Raw genomic sequence first — 19,489 nt, 5'->3', positions numbered from 1 at the left:
GGTTTCCGCGCCCGGCGGTGAAGGCTTCTGTGGGGGCCGGCGCGGGCGGGATCGGTCGGATGCCTCGCCCATCGGCCTGTGGAGGACGGGGAGGGCGGCATCGTCGCCCGCCCCGCGGGGGTGCACGGCGGGCCTCATTGCCTGCAGCGCTTACGGCTCATGCCCGGTGGTCATGCGGTCGAAACCAGCGGGTAACGGCTACTTATGCGAAGGGATGCATAAGTTCCAGTCACATCATCCTACGGCCGTGCCGAACAGGGTGCCCAGGGCGTACGTCACACCGGCGGCGGCACCGCCCAGGACAAGCTGCCGCAAACCGCTGTACCACCAGGTCCGCGCGGTCACCTTGGCCACCACCGCACCACAGGCGAACAGCCCGATCAGGGCGAGCAGCACGGCCGGCCACAGGACGCCGGCGCCCAGCAGGTAGGGCAGCACGGGAAGCAGCGCGCCCAGAGCGAACGAGCCGAAGGACGACACCGCGGCGACCAGCGGCGAGGGCAGGTCACCGGGGTCGACGCCCAGTTCCTCGCGGGCGTGGATCTCCAGGGCCTGCTCCGGATCCTTCGACAGCTGCCGGGCCACCTCGCGGGCGAGTTGCGGCTCGACGCCCCGCGCCACGTACAGCGCGGCCAGCTCGTCCTCCTCGTCCTGCGGGTGCTTGCGCAGCTCGCGCCGCTCGACGTCCAGCTCGGCCTCGACCAGCTCGCGCTGGGAGGCGACGGAGGTGTACTCGCCGGCCGCCATGGAGAAGGCACCGGCGGCCAGGCCCGCGAGCCCGGTGAGGACAATGGTCTGCTGGCTCACCGAACCGCCGGCCACACCGGTCATCAGGGCGAGGTTGGAGACCAGGCCGTCCATCGCGCCGAAGACCGCCGGGCGCAGCCAGCCGCCGTTCACGTCGCGGTGCGTGTGGTTGTCGCGGTGCGCCTCGTGCAGCGTCGCTTCGGTGTCGAGGATGGCCATGTGAGTCCCCCACATTGCTTAGGCAAGGCTTGCTTTTGGACGAGTTCTACTTTTCGACAACACCGAATCTACGCCTGGCATTCCGCCTCCGCCAGCAAGGGAAGGCTGGGCTAACCTGCGACTTTGCATCGTTTCGCTCATACGAGTCATTCACTGCACAGATGTCGTACGGGTGATGGTGCGGTCGGCGAGGCTGCGTCGAGCCCCGGACCGGGGACAGTTCCGCAAAGGGTTCTGCGCCGGCATCGGCGCCCTGGAGAGGAGAGCCCGCGATGGCATCGAGTGCCGGTGATCCTCCGGCCGCCCTTCGCGACCGGGCGCGCGGCGCGCTGCTCGGCCTCGCCGTCGGAGACGCCCTCGGGGCGCCCGCGGAGAACCTGAAGCCCTCCGAGATCCGCGCCCGCTGGGGCCGGATCACCGGCTACGTCAGCGAGCACCCGGCCGGCACCGACGACACCGAGTACGCCCTCTTCTCCGGGCTCCTGCTCGCCCGGCACGGCGGTGCGCTCACCCCGGCCGACGCGGAGGCGGCCTGGCACGAGCACATCGCCGACCGCGCCGAGGGTCCCTTCCGCGGTGCCGGTTTCAGCGAGCGGGGCACGCTGGAGAACCTCCGCCGGGGCCTGGCCGCACCCATCTCCGCCCAGCACCGGCACGCCTGGAGCGACGGCCTGGCCATGCGGGCGGCGCCGTTCGGGGTGTTCGCCGCCGGGCGCCCCGCCGAGGCGGCCCGGCTGGTCGCGATCGACGGCTCGGTCAGCCACGAGGGCGAGGGCATCCACGGCGGCCGGGCGGTGGCGGCCGGGGTCGCGGCGGCCATGGCGGGCGCGCCGCCGGTCGCGGTCGTGGCCGCCGCCCTCGCCGTCGTACCGGACGACTCCTGGACGGCCCGCTCGCTGCGCCGGGCCACGGCAGCCGCCCACGGCGGCGAACGTGCGGTCCGCCGCGCGGTGGTCATCGGCGGCTACCCCTGGACCGACCTGGCCCCCGAGGCGGTGGCCCTCGCCTTCGGCGCGTACGCCGCCGCCGACGGCGACTTCCGGGACGCGGTCCTCACGGCCGTCAACATGGGCCGGGACGCCGACACCACGGCGGCGGTCGCCGGCGCCCTGGCCGGGGCGACGCAGGGGGTCGCCGCCATCCCGGCCGACTGGGCGGCGGCCGTCGGCCCCGCACGCGGCAGCTGCCTGCCGTCGATGGCGGGACAGCACGTGCTGGACCTGGCGGATCTGCTGGTGGACAGGGCCGGGAGCGGGGCGCGGGGAGCCGGGCGGGCAGCACGCCAGGACCTCCTGCGCCCCGACGCCTCTCTGCGGCGCGCCCCCCTCCTCTGGCCCGCCGCCCGAGTCCTCACCGGCGACGAGAGCGAGGTGGGCGCATGAGAGCCCGGCGACGGGAGGTTGACGTATGGGGGTCCGGCGACGGGAGGTGCGCGATGAGGCCGGGCGACGGGAGGTGGGCGTATGGAGGGGCATGCGACGGGAGGTGGGCGCATGAGGGCCCGGCGACGGGAGGTGGGCGCATGACAGCCCGACGACGAGAGGTGGGCGCATGAGAGCCCGGCGACGGATCGAAGGGCTGCTGCTGGGGCTGGCCGCGGGAGACGCCGCGGGGTGGCCCGCCGGACGGCACCGGGCCGCGCGGATGCCCGAATGGACGCGACGGCTCACCCGTGAGCTGGACACCTTCGCCGAGCAGAACGCGACGACCACGCTGCCCGTCCCCATCGCGCTCAACCAGCCGCCCGAACCGCTGCGCCTCGGCCCCTCCGACGACGCCGAGTGGGCGGTCTTCGCGGCGGAGGCCGTGCTGCGGGCCGGGGACGACGACGCGCTCGGCGACCTCAGCCGGGAGCGGCGGGTGCGGGCCGCGATCGACCTCACCTGGAACGCGGTGGCGAGCGAGGTCGCGGCGGCGGCCGAACGCGCGCCCGAGGTCGAGTCGGCGGTGCTGCCGCTGCGCGCCCGCATCTCCGTGCGGGCCGGCCTCGGCAACCTGGCCACCGGCCTGCGCCCGCCCGCCACCGGGCACGACAACCCGCACTACTTCGACGACGCGGCCTGCGTTCGTTCCTGTGTGCTGGCCGTGGCCCATCCGGGCGACCCCCGCCGCGCCGCCGAACTGGCCGAGTTCGACGCCCGCTACACCCAGGACGGCGACGGCGTGCACGGCGCCCGGGCGATGGCGGCGGCGCTCGCGGCGGCCCTCGCCGGCGCCGGCGTCGAACACTGCGTCACCGCCGCGCTGGCCGAACTCCCCGAGGAGACGGAGATCGGCCGCAACACCCGGCACGCGCTGAAGCTGGCCGCGGACAGCCCCGGCGCGTTCGCGCTGGTGCCGCTGCTGGAGCACCAGATCGTCGACCACGTCTACAGCTACGGCATCGCCGCCGCCGAGACGGTGCCGGTCGCCCTGGCCCTGGCCACGGCCGCGGGCGGCCGGATCGCGGAGGCCGTGCCCGCCGCGGCCTGCCTGTCCCGCCTCGCCGACTCCGCCCCGGCCCTGGCGGGCGCCCTCACCGGGGCCCTCGGCGGCGGCGAGACGATCCCGGAATCCTGGCGGGACGCCTGCCGCACCCTGGCCGGCTGTGTGCTGCCCCGCCTCACCGGCACCGATCTGGTGGAACTCGCCGGGCTCCTGGAAGCCGCACAACCGGCACCGCCAGGGGGATGATTCGGGGCATGACGCCCACAGGAGAAGAAACCCGCGGAGGTGGCCGCGATGCGCGTCTGGACGAGCGGATCGCCGGGGCGCTCGTCGGAGCCGCGGTCGGCGACGCCCTCGGCGGCCCCGTCGAGGGCTACTCCCCCGACCAGATCCTCCAGCGCCACGGCGGCCGGATCCACGGCGTCGTCGGCCCCTGGCACGGCGAGGACTGGCGCACCGCCCGTCCCGTCGCGCCGTACCACAAGGGGGACGGCCACGTCACCGACGACACCCTGATGACGCACGCGCTGGTGCGCGTGTACGCCCGCGTCCGAGACCACCTCGACGCGTACGCCGTCGCCGACCACCTGGTCCCCGACCTGATGACGAACCCGCGCTGGATCCCGGAGCTCGAGGCGGAGGCGCTGCCTCTGCACCGGGTGTTCCTGGCGGAGAAGTGGCTGGTGGCGCGGCTGCACTACGGCCATGTGGACCCGCGCGAGGCAGGGGTCGGAAACATCGTCAACTGCGGTGCCGCGATGTACATGGCGCCGGTCGGCCTGGTCAACGCCGCCGACCCGGCCGCCGCGTACGCCGAGGCCCTGGACGTCGCGGGCGCCCACCAGTCCTCGTACGGGCGGGAGGCGGCGGGTGTCCTCGCCGCCGGGGTGGCGGCGGCGTGCACGCCCGGGGCGACGCCGGACTCGGTGGTGACGGCGTGTCTGTCGCTGGCGAAGGACGGCACCCGGGCGGCCATCGAGACGGTGTGCGAAGTCGCCGCCCGTCACACGGACTTCGAGTCGGCGCTGGGCCCGCTGCGGGCGGCGGTCGCGCCGTACGACACCGTGGGGCCGGACTACCGCAGCCCCTCGCTCGGCGCCCGCCGGCCGTCCCGGCTGCACGCCATCGAGGAACTGCCCGTGGCGCTGGGCATGTTGACGGTGGCGCGCGGCGACTTCCGCCAGGCCGTCCTCGGTGCGGTGAACTACGGCCGCGACTGCGACTCCATCGCGACGATGGCTGGGGCGCTGGCGGGAGCACTGGGCTCGCCGGTCCCGGAGGACTGGGCGAAGACGGTGGCGGAGGCCAGCCGGCTGGACCTGTGGGAGCCGGCGCGCACGCTGACCGCGGTGACTCGGGAGATCTTCGACAGGGACGTACGACGGCGGCGCGCCCACGAGCGGGCGTTCGCCCGGATGGGAGGTCCGGGATGCTCCGACTGACCTGGGTCCAGCCGGAGGACCTGCTGGGTCACGAGCTGCGCCAGGCGCTGCAGGACGGCCGCGAACCGTCGGCGATCGCGGCACGGTGGCGGGCCGCGGGCGGGCCCGAGGCCCCGGCCCGCGCGGGCGCCTCCCCGGAGCCCGCCTCACGCTACCTGCGCCTGCTCGCGGAGGACCTCCTGGACGAACTGGCCGAGCTGCCGAGCCGGCTGGCGGACGCGGAACCGACGGATCTGGCCGCGATCAGGGCGCTGTGCCCGAACTGGCCGGCACCGGCCGGCCGGGACCACCCCACGGCGACCGGCCCGGCCCGCTTCGAGGCCGCCTGGCTCGGCCGGGCCGCGGGCTGCCTGCTCGGCAAACCCGTGGAGAAGCTCCCCCTCGAAGGCATCCGCCAACTCGCCCGCGTCACCGGCAACTGGCCCCTGAACACGTGGTTCACCGCCCGCGGCGTCCCCGAGGACCTGGCGGCGCAGTACCCCTGGAACCGCCGCTCCGCGGCCACCTGCCTCGCCGAGAACATCGACGGCATGCCCGAGGACGACGACCTCGACTACCCGCTGATCAACCTGCTCCTGCTGCAACGTCACGGCAGGGCCTTCACCACCACCGACGTGGCCCGGCTCTGGCTGGACGAACTCTCCGCCGGACGCACCTTCACCGCCGAACGCGTCGCCTACCGCAACCTCCTCCTCGGTATCGAACCCCCGCGCACCGCCCGCCACCGCAACCCCTTCCGCGAGTGGATCGGCGCCCTGATCCGCGCCGACGTGCACGGCTGGACCAACCCGGGCGACCCGGCCGCCGCCGCCGCGCAGGCACACCGCGACGCCACCCTCACCCACACCGCGAACGGCGTCTACGCGGCGATGTTCACCGCCGCCGCCGTCGCCACCGCGGCCACCGGCACCCACGACGTGCACGCCTGCCTGGCCACCGGCCTGACCGTCGTGCCGCCCGGTTCCCGGCTCGCCCGGGCGGTCCGGCACGCCATCCGGCTGGCGCGGTCCCACGAGGACTTCGACACGGTCGTGGACGCGCTGCACGCCGCCCACGCCGCCACCTACCACTGGGTCCACGCCGTGCCCAACACCGCCCTGATCGCCGCCGCCCTCACCCACGCGGACGGCGACTTCCCGGGCGCCGTCTGCCGGGCGGTCTCCGGCGGCTGGGACACCGATTCCAACGGCGCCACGGCCGGGTCCATCGCCGCTCTCCTCGCCGGCTCCCCCACCGCGCTGCCCGAGCGCTGGACGGCCCCGCTCAAGAACCGGCTGGCCACGTCGGTCGGGGAGTTCCACGGCACCGGCTTCGACACCCTGGCCCACCTCACCCATCTGGAGGCGTCCCGCCCATGACGCCGCACACCCCCGAGACGGAGGCCGCCGCGCCCCTCGCCGGTCTCCGCGTCCTGGACCTCGCCACCCTCTTCGCCGGGCCGATCGCCGCCACCATGCTCGGCGACTTCGGCGCCGAGGTCATCAAGGTCGAGCACCCCGCCAAGCCCGACCCCGCCCGAGGACACGGCCCGGCGAAGAACGGCGTCGGCCTGTGGTGGAAGCTGCTGGGCCGCAACAAGCGCACCATCACCCTGAACCTGTCCACGCCCGGTGGCCGCACCACCCTGCTGCGGCTGGCCGCCGGTGCCGACGTGATCGTCGAGAACTTCCGTCCCGGCACCCTGGAGAGGTGGGAGCTGGGCTGGCCGGAACTGTCGGCGGCCAACCCGCGCCTGGTCCTCGCCCGGGTCACCGCCTTCGGGCAGTTCGGCCCGTACGCGTCCCGGCCCGGCTTCGGCACCCTGGCCGAGGCGCTGAGCGGGTTCGCCGCGATCACCGGCGAGCCGGACGCACCCCCGACGCTCCCGCCGTTCGGGCTCGCGGACTCGATCGCGGGCCTGGCCACGGCGTACGCGGTGATGACCGCACTGGCCGCGCGGGAGCGCACCGGCGCCGGCCAGATCGTCGACATGGCGATCATCGAGCCGATCCTGACCGCCCTCGGCCCGCAGCCCCTCTGGTACGACCAGCTCGGCTACATCCAGCCCCGCACCGGCAACCGCACCCAGAACAACGCCCCGCGCAACACCTACCGGACCTCCGACGGCACCTGGGTCGCCGTGTCCGCCTCCGCCCAGTCGGTGGCGGAGCGTGTGATGCGCCTGGTGGGCCGACCGGAGCTGGTCGGCGAGCCGTGGTTCGCGACCGGCACCGGACGGGCGGCCCACGCCGACCTCCTGGACGAGGCGGTCGGCGGCTGGATCGCCCGGCACACCCGCGCCGAGGTGCTGGCAGCCTTCGAGAAGGCCGAGGCGGCCATCGCGCCGATCCAGGACGTCCGGGACGTGGTGGCGGATCCGCAGTACCAGGCCCTCGGCACCTTCGCCACGCTGCACGACCCGGAGCTGGGCCGCCTGCGCATGCAGAACGTCCTCTTCCGGCTCTCCGCCACGCCGGGCGCGATCCGCTGGGCGGGCCGCCCGCACGGCGCGGACACGGACGCGGTGCTCACCGAGCTGGGCCTCACCCCGAAGGAGCTGGCCGCGCTGCGCGCGGAGGGCGCGCTGTGACGGCCACCGCCCCCTTCCCGCTCACCTGGCTCTACGCCCCCGGCGACCGCCCGCACGTGGTCAGCAAGGCCCTGGCCTCGGGTGCCGACGTGGTGGTGATCGACCTGGAGGACGCGGTCGACCCGCACCGCAAGGCGTACGCCCGCGCCGCCACGGCCGAGCTGCTGACCGAGCCGCCGCCGGTCCCGGTCCATGTGCGCGTCAACGCCGTCGACGGACCGCTGGCCGACGCCGACCTGGACGCGGTGGCGTCCCGGCCGGGCCTGGCCGGGCTGCGGCTGCCGAAGGTGACGTCGGCACGGCAGGTGGTGCGGATCGCGCAGCGCACCGAGCAGGCGGAGGCCGCGGACGGCGCCCCGGCCTGCGCCGGCTCGGGGCCGCCGCTGTACGCCCTGCTGGAGAACGCCCTGGCCGTCGAGCACGCCTACGCCATCGCCCGCGCGCATCCGGCGCTGCGCGGTGTCTCGCTCGGTGAGGCGGATCTGCGGGCCGACCTCGGGGTACGGCAGGACGCGGGCCTCGACTGGTGCCGGGCCCGGATCGTCGTCGCCGCGCGTGCGGCCGGTCTCGCGCCGCCCGCCCAGTCCGTCCACCCCGACATCCGGGACCTGGAGGGGCTCGCGGCCTCCTGCGCCCACGGCCGGGCCCTGGGCTTCCTCGGCCGTGCGGCCATCCATCCCCGTCAGCTGCCGATCATCGAGCGCGCCTATCTGCCGACCGACCGGGAGCTGGAGGAGGCCGAGACGATCATCAAGGCGGCCACCGTGGACCAGGGCGCGCAGGCCCTCGCCGACGGGCGGTTCATCGACGCGGCGGTGGTGGCGGCGGCGCGGCGGACCCTGGCGCTGGCCCGCAGATGCTGACGGCGCGATGCCCGCCCGCAGGCGACGAGGGCGCCCCCGGATGCCGGGGGCGCCCTCGTGCGCGCACGACCGTACATCAGCCCTTCTTGGCCGACCCGGCCCCGTCCTTCAGGTCCGCGCCCTCGGAATCGGGGTTGTCGGCGTCCTCGTCCTGCGATGCCGCCTTGTCCGTCGCGTCGGCTTCCTTCGCGTCGGTGTCCGTCGCGGCCGGCGCCTCGGTGCCCTCCCCGGTGCCCGCCGCGGCCGGCTCGACCGTGGCCTCCCGGCCCGGCCGCTTCTTCGACGACACCACGATGTAGGTCACCGCGAGCAGGAACACGATCATCGCGGTCCAGTCGTTCAGGCGGAGGCCGAGGATGTGGTGGGCGTCGTCGACGCGCATGTACTCGATCCAGCCACGGCCCACGCAGTAGGCGGCGACGTACAGGGCGAACGCCCGGCCATGGCCCAGCCGGAAGCGGCGGTCGGCCCACATGACCAGCAGGGCCACGCCGACGCACCACAGGGACTCGTAGAGGAAGGTCGGGTGGTAGTACCCCGGTACGCGGCCGTCGGCCGCCGAGGTGATGTGCAGCGCCCATGGAACGTGCGTCTCGCGCCCGTACAGCTCCTGGTTGAACCAGTTGCCCCAGCGGCCGATCGCCTGCGCGAAGGCGATGCCCGGCGCGACGGCGTCGGCGTAGGCGGGCATCGGGACGCCCCGGCGCCGGGCGCCGATCCACGCCCCCAGCGCACCGAGCGTGATCGCGCCCCAGATGCCGAGGCCGCCCTCCCACACCTTGAAGGCGTCCACCCAGTCACGGCCCGCGCTGAAGTACAGCTCGTAGTCCGTGATCACGTGGTAGAGCCGGCCGCCGACCAGGCCGAACGGCACCGCCCAGATGGCGATGTCGGCCACCGTGCCGGCCCGCCCGCCGCGGGCGATCCAGCGCCTGTTGCCGAGCCAGACGGCAACGAAGACGCCGATGATGATGCAGAACGCATAGCCGCGCAGCGGAATCGGTCCGAGGTACAGCACCCCGCGCGACGGGCTGGGAATGTAGGCAAGTTCCATGGCAAGGTCGACGCTACCGCAGCCGGAGCGCAGCCACGCGGGGCGGCCCGGACACGGCTCCATAACAGGCGGCCGGCTCCGGCTGTCAGCCCTTGGCGGCCGACTCCACCATCTGCTTGAACTTCGCCGGGGTCATCGTGCGGTCCTCGGCGATGTTCTTGCCGTTCAGCAGCACGGTCGGCGTGCCGGAGAAGCCGCCGGCCTTGAACGCCTGGTGGGACTTGTCGACCCAGGCGTCGTGTGTGCCCTTGTTCACGCACTGCGTGAAGGCCGGGGTCTTCAGGCCGCTCACCTTGCCGGCCAGCTCGATCAGCTTGTCGTTGCCGGCGTAGGCGTCGTCGGTCTCCTTGGGCTGGTTCTCGAACAGCACGTCGTGGTAGGCCCGGAACTTCCCGGCGTCCTGGGCGCAGGCGGCGGCGTTGGCCGCGCGCAGCGAGCCGGTGCCGCCGAGGTTTCCGTCGATCAGCCGGACCAGGTGGTACTCGATCCGGAGCTTTCCGGAGTCGGTCAGCTCGTGGATCGTCGGGCGGTACTCCGCCTCGAAGGCCTGGCAGGCCGGGCAGCGGAAGTCCTCCCACACCGTGAGCCTCGACCTGGCGCCGTCCTTGCCGACCGGGATCGCGAGACTGTCCTTGCCCTGCGCCCCGGACGGGGCCACGACCGGGCCCGGAGTTGCGCTCTTCTTCTTGCCGGAGTTCGCGGCGTACACGCCGATCACCGTCGCCAGGCCCAGTACGCAGACCACGCTGACGGCCACGATCAGCGTGCGTCGCCGCCGCTCCGAGGCCTTCTGCTTCTCGCGCTCGACCGCCAGCCGCTGACGGGCGGCGCGCTTTCCGTCATGGTTCTTCTCGCTCACACCACCAGAACGAACCGGGGAGGCGCAATGCGCCTCCCCGGCCGCAGGTCCACCCGTTCGGATGACCACGTGTTCTGATGTGACGGCCCAGCGGCCCGCCGCGTGTGCTGCCGCCGCCCGTCGCGGCAGGCGCTACGCCTGTCCGCGCACCCCGCTCGCCAGCTCGCCCGCGAGCTCACGGACGGCCGCGAGGCCGGCCACCCGGTCCGGGGCGTCCAGCATCCGCTTGACGAACGCCGAGCCGACGATCACGCCGTCGGCGAAGCGCGCGACCTCGGCGGCCTGGGCCCTGTTGGAGACGCCGAGGCCGACGCAGACGGGCAGGTCGGTGCCGGTGGCGCGGGTGCGCCGCACCAGGTCCTCGGCCTGCGCGCCGACCGACTCGCGGGTGCCGGTGACGCCCATCAGCGAGGCGGCGTAGACGAAGCCGGAACCCGCCGCGGTGATCTCGGCGAGCCGCTCGTCCTTGCTGCTCGGGGCGACGACGAAGACCGTCGCTAGGCCGTGCTTGTCGGCGTGCTCCCGCCACAGGACCGACTCCTGGACCGGCAGGTCCGGCAGGATGCACCCCGCGCCGCCCGCCTCGGCGAGCTCGGCCGTGAACCGCTCGACGCCGTAGCGGTCGATGGGGTTCCAGTACGTCATGACGAGCACCGGCTTGCCGGTGGCCTCGTGGGCCTCGCGGACCGTGCGCACGACGTCGGCGATCCTGACACCGCCGCGCAGGGCGATGTCGTCGGCGGTCTGGATGACCGGCCCGTCCAGCACCGGGTCGCTGTGCGGCAACCCGACCTCGACGACGTCGGCGCCGCCGTCGAAGACGGCCTTGATCGCCTCGATGCCGCCGTCCACCGTCGGGAAGCCCGCGGGCAGGTAGGCGATGAGCGCGGACCGTCCCTCGGCCTTGGCCGCGGCGAGGGTGTCCGACAGAAGGTGGCCCTTGCCACCGGTCAGTGCAGCGCCGCTCACTTGGCGTCCCCCTCGATCTCGGCGGTGGCGGCTTCGTCGGCGGCCACCTCGGCGTCCGTGTCGTACAGGCCGAAGTAGCGGGCGGCGGTGTCCATGTCCTTGTCGCCGCGGCCGGAGAGGTTGACCACGATCAGCCCGTCCGGGCCGAGCTCCCGCCCGACCTCCAGGGCGCCGGCCAGCGCGTGGGCGCTCTCGATGGCCGGGATGATGCCCTCGGTGCGCGACAGCAGGCGCAGCGCCTGCATCGCGGCGTCGTCGGTGATCGCGCGGTACTCGCCGCGGCCCGAGTCCTTGAGGTAGGAGTGCTCGGGGCCGATGCCCGGGTAGTCCAGGCCCGCCGAGATGGAGTACGGCTCGGTGATCTGGCCCTCGTCGTCCTGGAGGACGTAGGAGCGGGAGCCGTGCAGGACGCCGGGCTCGCCGGCGGTCAGGGTGGCCGCGTGCTCACCGGTCTCCACGCCGTGTCCGGCGGGTTCGCAGCCGATCAGGCGTACGCCCTCGTCCGGGATGAAGGCGTGGAAGAGGCCGATGGCGTTGGAGCCGCCGCCGACGCAGGCGACGGCGGCGTCGGGCAGGCGTCCGGCGCGTTCCAGGAGCTGGCGGCGGGCCTCGACGCCGATGACCCGGTGGAAGTCGCGGACCATGGCCGGGAAGGGGTGCGGCCCGGCGACGGTGCCGAACAGGTAGTGGGTGTGGTCGACGTTGGCGACCCAGTCGCGGAAGGCCTCGTTGATGGCGTCCTTCAGCGTGCGGCTGCCGGACTTCACGGCGACGACCTCGGCGCCGAGCATGCGCATGCGGGCCACGTTCAGGGCCTGCCGCTGGGTGTCGATCTCACCCATGTAGATCGTGCACTCGAGGCCGAAGAGCGCGCACGCCGTGGCGGTCGCGACACCGTGCTGGCCGGCGCCGGTCTCGGCGATCACCCGGGTCTTGCCCATCCGCTTGGTGAGCAGGGCCTGGCCGAGAACGTTGTTGATCTTGTGGGAGCCGGTGTGGTTGAGGTCCTCGCGCTTGAGGAACACGCGGGCGCCACCGGCGTGCTCGGCGAACCGCGGCACCTCGGTCAGGGCGCTGGGCCGGCCGGTGTAGTTCACCAGCAGGTCGTCGAGTTCGCGGGCGAACTCGGGGTCGCCCTTGGCCTTGTCGTACTCGACGGCGACCTCGTCCACGGCGGCGACGAGCGCCTCCGGGATGAACTTGCCGCCGTAGGCGCCGAAGTAGCCGTCGGCACTGGGAACCCGGCCCTCGGGGTCGGGGATGAAGAACTCGCTGGGCATGCGGAAACCTCACGGTGAGCGGTGTGATGACGAATCGCCGTGGGGGCCGGACTGTTCAGGCGGCCGCGAGCCGGCTGTGGCCTGTCGCGCCGAAGCGGCCGAGCCGCGTGTTCGGGCACAGCCCTGCGCCCCTGCCGGGGCGCTGCCATCGCATGCCGTTCACCTGGCCCGGCTCGTCGCCGATGACGTACCGCACCCGCCGTCCGTGCACCCGGCGTGCGGGCGCGCGGCAGCCACGGGGCCGGCAGCCGCGCGCGAGGCGGGCGTAGCGGTCCGTGGCCGTCACGGTGGTAGCAAGCGTCATCGGGGCCAACTCTACCGGCGTCTCAGCTCCGGCCGTGCCGCAGCGCGGGGTGGGCCCCGGCCGCCACCAGGTCGGCGACCGCCGTCTTCGGGTCGCGGCCGGTGACGAGCGACTCGCCGACCAGGACGGCGTCGGCGCCGGCGTTGGCGTAGGCGATCAGGTCGTGCGGGCCGCGGACACCGGACTCGGCGACCTTGACGACGCTGTCCGGGATCTCCGGCGCCACCCGGTCGAACGTGTCGCGGTCGACCTCCAGGGTCTTCAGGTTGCGCGCGTTGATGCCGATCACCTTGGCGCCCGCGTCGACCGCGCGCTCCACCTCGTCCTCGTCGTGCACCTCGACGAGCGGGGTGAGTCCGATGGACACCGCCCGCTCGATCAGCGACTCCAGGGCCGGCTGGTCGAGGGCGGCGACGATCAGCAGGGCGAGGTCGGCGCCGTAGGCCCGGGCCTCCCACAGCTGGTACGACGTGACGATGAAGTCCTTGCGCAGGATCGGGATGTCCACGCGGGCGCGGACCGCCTCCAGGTCGGCCAGCGAGCCGCCGAAACGCCGCTGCTCGGTCAGGACCGAGATGACGGACGCGCCGCCCGCCTCGTAGTCCGCGGCGAGTCCCGCCGGGTCGGCGATCGCGGCGAGGGCGCCCTTGGACGGGCTGGAGCGCTTGACCTCGCAGATCACCTTGACACCGTCGCCCTTGAGCGCGGCCAACCCGTCCTTGGCGGCCGGAGCCTTCGCCGCGCGCTCCTTGAGCTCGTCGAGGCTGACGCGCGCCTGCCGCTCCGAAAGGTCGGCACGGACTCCGTCGATGATCTCGTCGAGCACACTCACGCGAGCGGCCCCCTTCCAGACGGTGGAATGTTCCAGCGGGTCGAGCGGCCCCCGGCGGCCCGCCTGAAGCGGATCGGGTGGATCAAGCGGATCAAGCGGATCGGAACCGGCGGTCACTGCGATGGTATCCGGAGGAGGGCCCAGGCCTCGCATCCGGTCGAGGGCGGTCCCACTACCTGGACAGACGCCGGTCCTTCAAGGGTGGAGCAGGCCACCGAACGGCAGGTTCCGGACAATGGTGAAGACGGCGAGCAGCACGCCCAGGCTCCACAGGTGCATGGTGCCGAGAGCGATCCGCGGCGTCCGCCCGCGCGCCGCGCGCGCCGCCCACGCGATCCACAGCACGGCGAAGGCGAGATAGCCCGCGACGGCCAGGGCGTTGTCGTGCAGGGCGGTGAGGAGGTCCCCGTGGACGAAGGCGTGGGCGCTGCGCAGTCCGCCGCAGCCGGGGCAGTACAGGCCGGCGTAGCGCAGCAGCGGGCAGACGGGGTAGTGGCCGGGCTCGTTGGGGTCCACGGCCCCGACGTAGGCGAAGGACCCGGCGACGGCGGCCAGCACGGCGGCGGGCACGGCGAGCCGCCCCAGGACGGCCCCCGGGCGCATCGGCGGTGCCACCACCGGGTCGTCGTACGCGCGCCTCGGACCGGGCACGGCCGTGCGGCCGCGCGTCCCTCTGCGACTGTCGGCGTTCACACCACGCATTCTGCCGTGCACGGTCCGCACGCGCGCGGGCGGCCGGGCGGGTGCGCGGGGGCCCGGGTGCGCGTGAGGGGCGGCAGTGGGCCGCCCCTCGTGCCGGGTCGCGCGGGCCGGCCGGGCGGCCGGCGTCGCCGGGTCGTCAGCTCTTGGCGCCGGCCGGCTCGCTCTTGGCGACCTGGTGCACCGGGTGCTCGTTCTTCTGGCCGAGGCCCATCATGCGCATGATGCCGCCGACGACACCGCCGAGCAGCACGACGGCGATGCTGACCCAGAAGCCGATTGGCTGAGCCGCCACCATGAAGGCGCCCGCGGCACAGAAACCGATGAAAGCGATGATGACACCGGTCCAGGCGGCCGGGGTGTGACCGTGGCTGCTGCCCGCCATGACTTGCTCCTCGTTGCTTGTACGTGTCTGAGCCGGACGCTCGCACCCATTGTCCCGTACGCGTGCACGCGATGTGAGCGGGGGTGGCTCCCGGCGTACCCGTTTCGCCGTGGCGTCGGCGTGGGGTGAGGGCCGCCCCCGCCGGGCCGGGGCGGGCCGCCCTCAGGACGGTTCGGTGCCGGTCGGGTCCTCGCCTCGGTCGAGGGCCTTCCAGAGGTCCTCGGGGCGGTCGGGGTCGACGGGACGGGACGCGCGCGTGCGGGGCGCGCCGGAGCGCTCGTAGCGGCCTGACATGGCCGGCCACAGGCGGCCGAAGCGCAGGGCGAGCAGTCCGGCGAGGAGGATCAGCGCCCCGCCGGCGGCCGCGACGTAGGGCCAGCCGGTATGGCTGAGCGAGGCGGCGGTCGCGGCGGTGTCGCCGGAGGCCTGGGCGGCCTTCTCGTCGAGCGCTCCGCCGTCGGAGGCACCGGCCAGGGCGGCGGCGATCGTGCCGGCGCCGGAGAGCGCGAGCAGGAGGGCGACCAGCAGGCGGCCGGAGCGGCGGACGGCGAAGACGGCGACGAGCGCGGCCAGGCCCACTATGGCGAGCGCCGCGGGCACGCCCGTGACGTCGCTGCCCTTGGCGGTCAGGGGGAAGGCGCCGCCGGCCACCGCCGCGGTGCCCTCCGCCCAGCGCTGCCGGGAGGCCAGCAGCGCCACGGCCGCGCCGAGCGCGCCGCACAGCAGGGCTACGGCGAGGCTGCGGCGGCCGGACCGGGCGGTGGCGGCGGCTTCGGTGCGGGGGTGAGGTACGGCAGTCACGTAGTCCACTATCGCGTGAACCCGGGGCGAACCGTCACCCGGGGTTCCGTGAGAAACACCCCACCCGCCCGGACGCCCGTGCCCAACTGCTCTCCGACGGCCGCCTACTGCCCCAGCCGGTTGGCGGTGTGCACCGCGCGCAGCACGGCCGCGGCCTTGTTGCGGCACTCGGTGTCCTCGGCCACCGGGTCGGAGTCGGCGACGATCCCGGCGCCCGCCTGGACGTACGCCGTGCCGTCGCGCAGCAGGGCGGTGCGGATGGCGATCGCGGTGTCGGAGTCGCCGGCGAAGTCGAGGTAGCCGACGCAGCCGCCGTACAACCCCCGCCGGGACGGCTCGAGTTCGTCGATGATCTGCAGGGCGCGCGGCTTGGGCGCGCCGGACAGGGTGCCCGCCGGGAAGCAGGCGGTCAGCACGTCGAAGGCGGTACGGCCCTCGGCGACCCGTCCGGTCACGGTGGACACGATGTGCATCACGTGCGAGTAGCGCTCGATGGACATGAAGTCGACGACCTCGACGGAGCCCGGCTCGCAGACCCGGCCCAGGTCGTTGCGTCCGAGGTCGACGAGCATCAGGTGCTCGGCGCGTTCCTTGGGGTCGGCGAGCAGCTCCTCGGCGAGCGCCTGGTCCTCCTGCGGGGTGGCGCCGCGGGGACGGGTGCCGGCGATGGGGTGGACCATGGCCCGCCCGTCCTCGACCTTGACCAGGGCCTCGGGCGAGGAGCCGACGACGTCGAAGCCGTCGAAACGGAACAGGTACATGTACGGCGAGGGGTTGGTGGCCCTGAGCACCCGGTAGACGTCCAGCGCGCTCGCCGTGCACGGCGTCTCGAAGCGCTGTGAGGGGACGACCTGGAAGGCCTCGCCCGCGCGGATGCGCTCCTTGACGTCCTCGACGGCCGCCTGGAAGTCCTTGCCGCCCCACAGCGCGGTGTACTCGGGCAGTTCCGAGGGCGGCAGCGCGGCGGGCGGCTGGGCGACCGGGCGGGAGAGGTCGGCCTCCATGGCGTCGAGGCGGGCGACGGCGTCCGCGTAGGCCTCGTCGACGCCCGTCTCGAGGTCGTTGTGGTTGATCGCGTTGGCGATCAGCAGCACGGTGCCGTCCCAGTGGTCGAGGACGGCGAGGTCGGAGGTGAGCAACATGGTCAGCTCGGGCAGCTTCAGGTCGTCCCGCTCGCCGGGGCCGACCTTCTCCAGGCGGCGCACGATGTCGTAGCCCAGGTAGCCGACCATGCCGCCGGTGAAGGGCGGCAGGCCCTCCTGGTGCGGGGTGTGCAGGGCCTGGATCGTGGCGCGCAGGGCGGCCAGGGGGTCGCCGTCGAGGGGGACCCCGACGGGCGGGGTGCCGAGCCAGCGGGCCTGGCCGTCCCGCGTGGTGAGCGTGGCGGCGCTGCGGACGCCGACGAAGGAGTACCGGGACCAGGAGCGGCCGTTCTCCGCGGACTCCAGGAGGAAGGTGCCGGTCCGCTCGGCGGCGAGCTTGCGGTAGAGCGCGACCGGGGTGTCGCCGTCGGCGAGGAGCTTGCGCGTGACCGGGATGACGCGCCGGTCGGTGGCGAGCTTGCGGAAGGTCTCGAGGTCCATGGCCGCCGACCTTACTGAGCCGTGTCGCCCGAGTGGGCCTTCGGGGCGCCGAAGTCGGCGTCCTCGAGCAGCACGTCGGCGTCGAAGCAGGTGCGCGCGCCGGTGTGGCAGGCGGCGCCGACCTGGTCGACCTTGACCAGCACGGTGTCGGCGTCGCAGTCGAGCGCGACGGACCTGACGTGCTGGACGTGCCCGGAGGTGTCGCCCTTGACCCAGTACTCACGGCGGCTGCGCGACCAGTAGGTGCAGCGGCCGGTGGTCAGCGTGCGGTGCAGCGCCTCGTCGTCCATCCAGCCCAGCATCAGTACCTCTCCGGTGTCGTACTGCTGGGCGATCGCGGGGAGGAGTCCGTCGGCGCTGCGCTTGAGTCGCGCGGCGATCTCGGGGTCGAGGCTGCTGGAGGGAACAGTCGGGTGACGGGCGGGAGTGCCGGGCGTGCTGGTCATGGGTGCCATTGTGCCGCGCGGGGGCGACAGGCAGGCCCTCGGTCCGGTGGGCGGACGCTCTGTGTGGTCGTAGGCTGACTTCATGTCGACCTTTGCCAAGCGTGAACGGCTTCTCCTCGCCGACCTCTTGGAGACCGCCGGCCCGGAGGCGCCCACCCTCTGCGAGGGCTGGCTCACCCGTGATCTCGCCGCGCACGTGGTGGTGCGCGAGCGGCGTCCCGACGCGGCCGGGGGCGCGCTGATCAAGCCGCTGGCGTCCCGCCTGGAGAAGGTGCTCCAGGAGTACGCCGCGAAGCCGTACGAGGAGCTGATCCAGCTGATCCGTACCGGCCCGCCGCGCTTCTCCCCCTTCCAGCTCAAGCAGGTCGACGAGGCGGCCAACACCGTCGAGTTCTACGTCCACACGGAGGACGTACGGCGCGCCCAGCCGGACTGGACACCGCGCGAGCTCGACCCCGTCTTCCAGGAGGCCCTGTGGTCCCGCCTGGAGCGCACCGCCCGGCTGCTGGGCCGGGGCATTCCGACGGGTCTGGTCCTGCGCCGGCCCAACGGTCAGACGGCCGTCGCGCACCGGGGCACGCCGGTGGTGACGGCGACGGGCGAGCCGTCGGAGCTGCTGCTGTTCGCGTTCGGCCGGCAGAACGCGGCGCGCGTGGAGCTGGAGGGCGAGCAGGAGGCGATCGCGAAGGTGTCGGAGACGAAGCAGCTGGGGTTCTGAAGCCGGGGGCCGGTGTCCGGCGGTCAGTGGGGCAGTTCGGCGCGGCGCAGACCGGGGGCGGCCAGGGCGACGACGCCGCCCAGGGCGCACACCGCCGCGCTGACGACGAACACCGGTCCGGTTCCCCACGCCCCGATCGCGGCGGCGGACATCGGCATGCTGAGCGGGGCGAAACCGAGGCTGACCAGACCGGCGACGGCGGTGACCCGCCCGAGGTAGGCCGGTTCGGCCTGGGTCTGCAGCAGCGCGCCGCACAGGGCGCCGCTGAGCCCGGCGAGCAGGCCGATGAGCAGGGCCACCGCGACGGCGGCGAGAACGCCCGGGGCATAGGCGAGCGCGCCGATGGCCACGGAGCTCGCGAGGATCGCGTACGCGGCCAGGTGACCGGCATGCGGCAGGCGTCCGCGCACGGTGAGCAGCAGGGAGGCGGCGCCGGCCCCGGTGCCGAACCCGGCCATCACCCAGCCCATGCCGGAGGCACCCCAGCCCCGTTCGTCGGCCAGGAGGGTGAGCCCGACGTTGAGCGGGCCGACGAAGCCGAGGTCGCCCAGGGCGATGGCCAGCATCAGCGGGGCCAGGACCCGGTGCCGCCGGATGTGGCGCAGGCCGCCCACCAGGTCGCGCCAGGCGGTGGTGTCGCCGCTGCCGGCGGTGTCGTCCGGGGGCAGGTCGCGCATCCGTACGCACACCAGCAGCGGCACGGACACGGCGATCAGTACTCCCGCGATCCCGAACGCCGCCGCCGCGCCGCCGAGCGCGACGCCGAGGCCGCCGAGCGGGGCGCCGACGACGCTCGCGAACCGGATCGCCAGTCCCCGCATGCCCTGCACGCGGGCGAGTTGGCCCCGGTTGGTCACGCGTGCGGGCAGGGCGCCCACGGCGGGCATGAACACCGCGTCGACGGTGCCGAAGACGAGGGCGAGCAGGGCCAGCGGCCACAGCCCGGGGCTGGTGAACGCCAGCAGGGCGGCCACGGCGAGGACGGCGGCGCACCGCACCGCGTCGCTGCCTATGACGACCCTGCGCGGTCCGAGCCGGTCGGCGACCACTCCCCCGCCCAGCATCAGCAGGGCCCTGGGCAGCGCGCTCACCGCCATCACGGCTCCGGCCTGCGCGGGCGATCCGGCCCGGACCGCCGCCCAGGACAGCGCGAGGTAGTAGACGTTGTCGCCCACCATCGACGCGGTGTAGGCGGACAGCCAGCGCAGCACGTTGGTGTCGCGGTGCGCGGGTCGTTCGGCGGCTGCTGCGTCGGCGGGTGTCGCGGACACGGTGGTCACTGCGGTGGCCTC

20 protein-coding genes are annotated in these 19,489 nt (G+C 74.1%); 7 read left to right on the top strand and 13 right to left on the bottom strand.

The window, feature by feature from the left end:
* Positions 1 to 234: 234 nt before the first annotated feature.
* Positions 235 to 966, bottom strand: a complete 732-nt coding sequence (locus BZY54_RS04235; RefSeq protein WP_086723182.1) for a VIT1/CCC1 transporter family protein — start codon at positions 964 to 966, stop codon at positions 235 to 237.
* Between the two features lie 272 nt (positions 967 to 1,238).
* Between BZY54_RS04235 and BZY54_RS04230 the strand changes: the two genes are divergently transcribed.
* The 6 genes from BZY54_RS04230 (at position 1,239) to BZY54_RS04205 (ending at position 8,267) form a co-directional block, all read left to right on the top strand.
* Positions 1,239 to 2,348 carry an ADP-ribosylglycohydrolase family protein gene (locus BZY54_RS04230; protein WP_244216950.1) on the top strand — a complete coding sequence of 370 codons (1,110 nt, stop codon included), beginning with the start codon at positions 1,239 to 1,241 and terminating at the stop codon, positions 2,346 to 2,348.
* A gap of 169 nt (positions 2,349 to 2,517) precedes the next feature.
* Positions 2,518 to 3,639: an ADP-ribosylglycohydrolase family protein gene (locus BZY54_RS04225; RefSeq protein ID WP_086723181.1), complete on the top strand. Its 1,122-nt coding sequence runs from the start codon at positions 2,518 to 2,520 to the stop codon at positions 3,637 to 3,639.
* An 8-nt stretch (positions 3,640 to 3,647) separates the two neighbouring features.
* Positions 3,648 to 4,835, top strand: coding sequence for an ADP-ribosylglycohydrolase family protein (locus tag BZY54_RS04220; protein WP_086723180.1), 1,188 nt, complete (start codon positions 3,648 to 3,650; stop codon positions 4,833 to 4,835).
* On the top strand, positions 4,823 to 6,193 hold the full coding sequence (locus BZY54_RS04215; RefSeq protein ID WP_086723179.1) for an ADP-ribosylglycohydrolase family protein: 1,371 nt from the start codon (positions 4,823 to 4,825) through the stop codon (positions 6,191 to 6,193). The genes BZY54_RS04220 and BZY54_RS04215 overlap by 13 nt, the downstream gene beginning before the upstream one ends.
* Positions 6,190 to 7,404, top strand: coding sequence for a CaiB/BaiF CoA transferase family protein (locus BZY54_RS04210; RefSeq protein ID WP_086723178.1), 1,215 nt, complete (start codon positions 6,190 to 6,192; stop codon positions 7,402 to 7,404). Before BZY54_RS04215 ends, BZY54_RS04210 begins: the two co-directional genes overlap by 4 nt.
* Positions 7,401 to 8,267: an HpcH/HpaI aldolase/citrate lyase family protein gene (locus BZY54_RS04205; RefSeq protein WP_086723177.1), complete on the top strand. Its 867-nt coding sequence runs from the start codon at positions 7,401 to 7,403 to the stop codon at positions 8,265 to 8,267. Before BZY54_RS04210 ends, BZY54_RS04205 begins: the two co-directional genes overlap by 4 nt.
* Before the next feature lie 76 nt (positions 8,268 to 8,343).
* On the opposite strand, the gene lgt is transcribed toward BZY54_RS04205, so the two are convergent.
* The 11 genes from lgt to hisI all read right to left on the bottom strand — a co-directional run bounded on the left by lgt (position 8,344) and on the right by hisI (position 17,479).
* Positions 8,344 to 9,321 carry a prolipoprotein diacylglyceryl transferase gene (gene lgt, locus BZY54_RS04200; RefSeq protein WP_086723176.1) on the bottom strand — a complete coding sequence of 326 codons (978 nt, stop codon included), beginning with the start codon at positions 9,319 to 9,321 and terminating at the stop codon, positions 8,344 to 8,346.
* A gap of 85 nt (positions 9,322 to 9,406) precedes the next feature.
* On the bottom strand, positions 9,407 to 10,180 hold the full coding sequence (locus BZY54_RS04195) for a DsbA family protein (protein ID WP_086723175.1): 774 nt from the start codon (positions 10,178 to 10,180) through the stop codon (positions 9,407 to 9,409).
* 132 nt (positions 10,181 to 10,312) lie between these two features.
* Entirely contained in the window at positions 10,313 to 11,149 is an 837-nt protein-coding gene (trpA, locus tag BZY54_RS04190; protein ID WP_208640546.1) for a tryptophan synthase subunit alpha, read from the bottom strand.
* The gene (gene trpB / locus BZY54_RS04185) at positions 11,146 to 12,429 is read right to left on the bottom strand and encodes a tryptophan synthase subunit beta (RefSeq protein ID WP_086723174.1); all 1,284 of its coding nucleotides are present in this window, start codon (positions 12,427 to 12,429) and stop codon (positions 11,146 to 11,148) included. Before trpB ends, trpA begins: the two co-directional genes overlap by 4 nt.
* A gap of 55 nt (positions 12,430 to 12,484) precedes the next feature.
* A complete protein-coding gene (gene trpM, locus BZY54_RS04180; RefSeq protein ID WP_086723173.1) occupies positions 12,485 to 12,733 on the bottom strand; it encodes a tryptophan biosynthesis modulator TrpM in 249 nt (82 codons plus the stop codon).
* 22 nt (positions 12,734 to 12,755) lie between these two features.
* The gene (gene trpC / locus BZY54_RS04175; RefSeq protein WP_086723172.1) at positions 12,756 to 13,565 is read right to left on the bottom strand and encodes an indole-3-glycerol phosphate synthase TrpC; all 810 of its coding nucleotides are present in this window, start codon (positions 13,563 to 13,565) and stop codon (positions 12,756 to 12,758) included.
* Between the two features lie 195 nt (positions 13,566 to 13,760).
* Entirely contained in the window at positions 13,761 to 14,267 is a 507-nt protein-coding gene (locus tag BZY54_RS04170; protein WP_086723171.1) for a DUF2752 domain-containing protein, read from the bottom strand.
* Positions 14,268 to 14,403: 136 nt separating this feature from the next.
* A complete protein-coding gene (locus BZY54_RS04165; RefSeq protein ID WP_086723170.1) occupies positions 14,404 to 14,649 on the bottom strand; it encodes an HGxxPAAW family protein in 246 nt (81 codons plus the stop codon).
* 162 nt (positions 14,650 to 14,811) lie between these two features.
* Complete coding sequence (locus BZY54_RS04160; RefSeq protein WP_086723169.1) at positions 14,812 to 15,459, bottom strand: TIGR02234 family membrane protein; 648 nt, start codon at positions 15,457 to 15,459, stop codon at positions 14,812 to 14,814.
* Positions 15,460 to 15,554: 95 nt separating this feature from the next.
* On the bottom strand, positions 15,555 to 17,033 hold the full coding sequence (locus tag BZY54_RS04155; RefSeq protein WP_086723168.1) for an anthranilate synthase component I: 1,479 nt from the start codon (positions 17,031 to 17,033) through the stop codon (positions 15,555 to 15,557).
* A gap of 11 nt (positions 17,034 to 17,044) precedes the next feature.
* A complete protein-coding gene (gene hisI / locus BZY54_RS04150) occupies positions 17,045 to 17,479 on the bottom strand; it encodes a phosphoribosyl-AMP cyclohydrolase (protein ID WP_086723190.1) in 435 nt (144 codons plus the stop codon).
* A gap of 82 nt (positions 17,480 to 17,561) precedes the next feature.
* Between hisI and BZY54_RS04145 the strand changes: the two genes are divergently transcribed.
* The gene (locus tag BZY54_RS04145; protein WP_086723167.1) at positions 17,562 to 18,197 is read left to right on the top strand and encodes a TIGR03085 family metal-binding protein; all 636 of its coding nucleotides are present in this window, start codon (positions 17,562 to 17,564) and stop codon (positions 18,195 to 18,197) included.
* A gap of 23 nt (positions 18,198 to 18,220) precedes the next feature.
* Here BZY54_RS04145 and BZY54_RS04140 read toward each other — a convergent pair whose 3' ends face one another.
* A complete protein-coding gene (locus BZY54_RS04140) occupies positions 18,221 to 19,477 on the bottom strand; it encodes an MFS transporter (protein ID WP_107419657.1) in 1,257 nt (418 codons plus the stop codon).
* Positions 19,478 to 19,489: the final 12 nt, after the last annotated feature.

It is taken from the genome of Streptomyces carpinensis (assembly GCF_002154505.1).
GTDB classification, from domain to species: Bacteria; Actinomycetota; Actinomycetes; order Streptomycetales; family Streptomycetaceae; genus Streptomyces; species Streptomyces carpinensis.
Note: the sequence above shows the minus strand (reverse complement) of the source record. Positions and strands in the feature narration are given on the sequence as shown.

Coding starts and splice junctions, on each gene's coding strand:
- trpB (WP_086723174.1), bottom strand. CDS start 12,429: ATGCCCAGCGAGTTCTTCATCCCCGACCCCGAGGGCCGGGTTCCCAGT.
- BZY54_RS04165 (WP_086723170.1), bottom strand. CDS start 14,649: ATGGCGGGCAGCAGCCACGGTCACACCCCGGCCGCCTGGACCGGTGTC.
- BZY54_RS04225 (WP_086723181.1), top strand. CDS start 2,518: ATGAGAGCCCGGCGACGGATCGAAGGGCTGCTGCTGGGGCTGGCCGCG.
- BZY54_RS04215 (WP_086723179.1), top strand. CDS start 4,823: ATGCTCCGACTGACCTGGGTCCAGCCGGAGGACCTGCTGGGTCACGAG.
- BZY54_RS04230 (WP_244216950.1), top strand. CDS start 1,239: ATGGCATCGAGTGCCGGTGATCCTCCGGCCGCCCTTCGCGACCGGGCG.
- BZY54_RS04235 (WP_086723182.1), bottom strand. CDS start 966: ATGGCCATCCTCGACACCGAAGCGACGCTGCACGAGGCGCACCGCGAC.
- BZY54_RS04155 (WP_086723168.1), bottom strand. CDS start 17,033: ATGGACCTCGAGACCTTCCGCAAGCTCGCCACCGACCGGCGCGTCATC.
- trpM (WP_086723173.1), bottom strand. CDS start 12,733: ATGACGCTTGCTACCACCGTGACGGCCACGGACCGCTACGCCCGCCTC.
- BZY54_RS04220 (WP_086723180.1), top strand. CDS start 3,648: ATGACGCCCACAGGAGAAGAAACCCGCGGAGGTGGCCGCGATGCGCGT.
- BZY54_RS04210 (WP_086723178.1), top strand. CDS start 6,190: ATGACGCCGCACACCCCCGAGACGGAGGCCGCCGCGCCCCTCGCCGGT.
- BZY54_RS04170 (WP_086723171.1), bottom strand. CDS start 14,267: ATGCGTGGTGTGAACGCCGACAGTCGCAGAGGGACGCGCGGCCGCACG.
- BZY54_RS04145 (WP_086723167.1), top strand. CDS start 17,562: ATGTCGACCTTTGCCAAGCGTGAACGGCTTCTCCTCGCCGACCTCTTG.
- lgt (WP_086723176.1), bottom strand. CDS start 9,321: ATGGAACTTGCCTACATTCCCAGCCCGTCGCGCGGGGTGCTGTACCTC.
- hisI (WP_086723190.1), bottom strand. CDS start 17,479: ATGACCAGCACGCCCGGCACTCCCGCCCGTCACCCGACTGTTCCCTCC.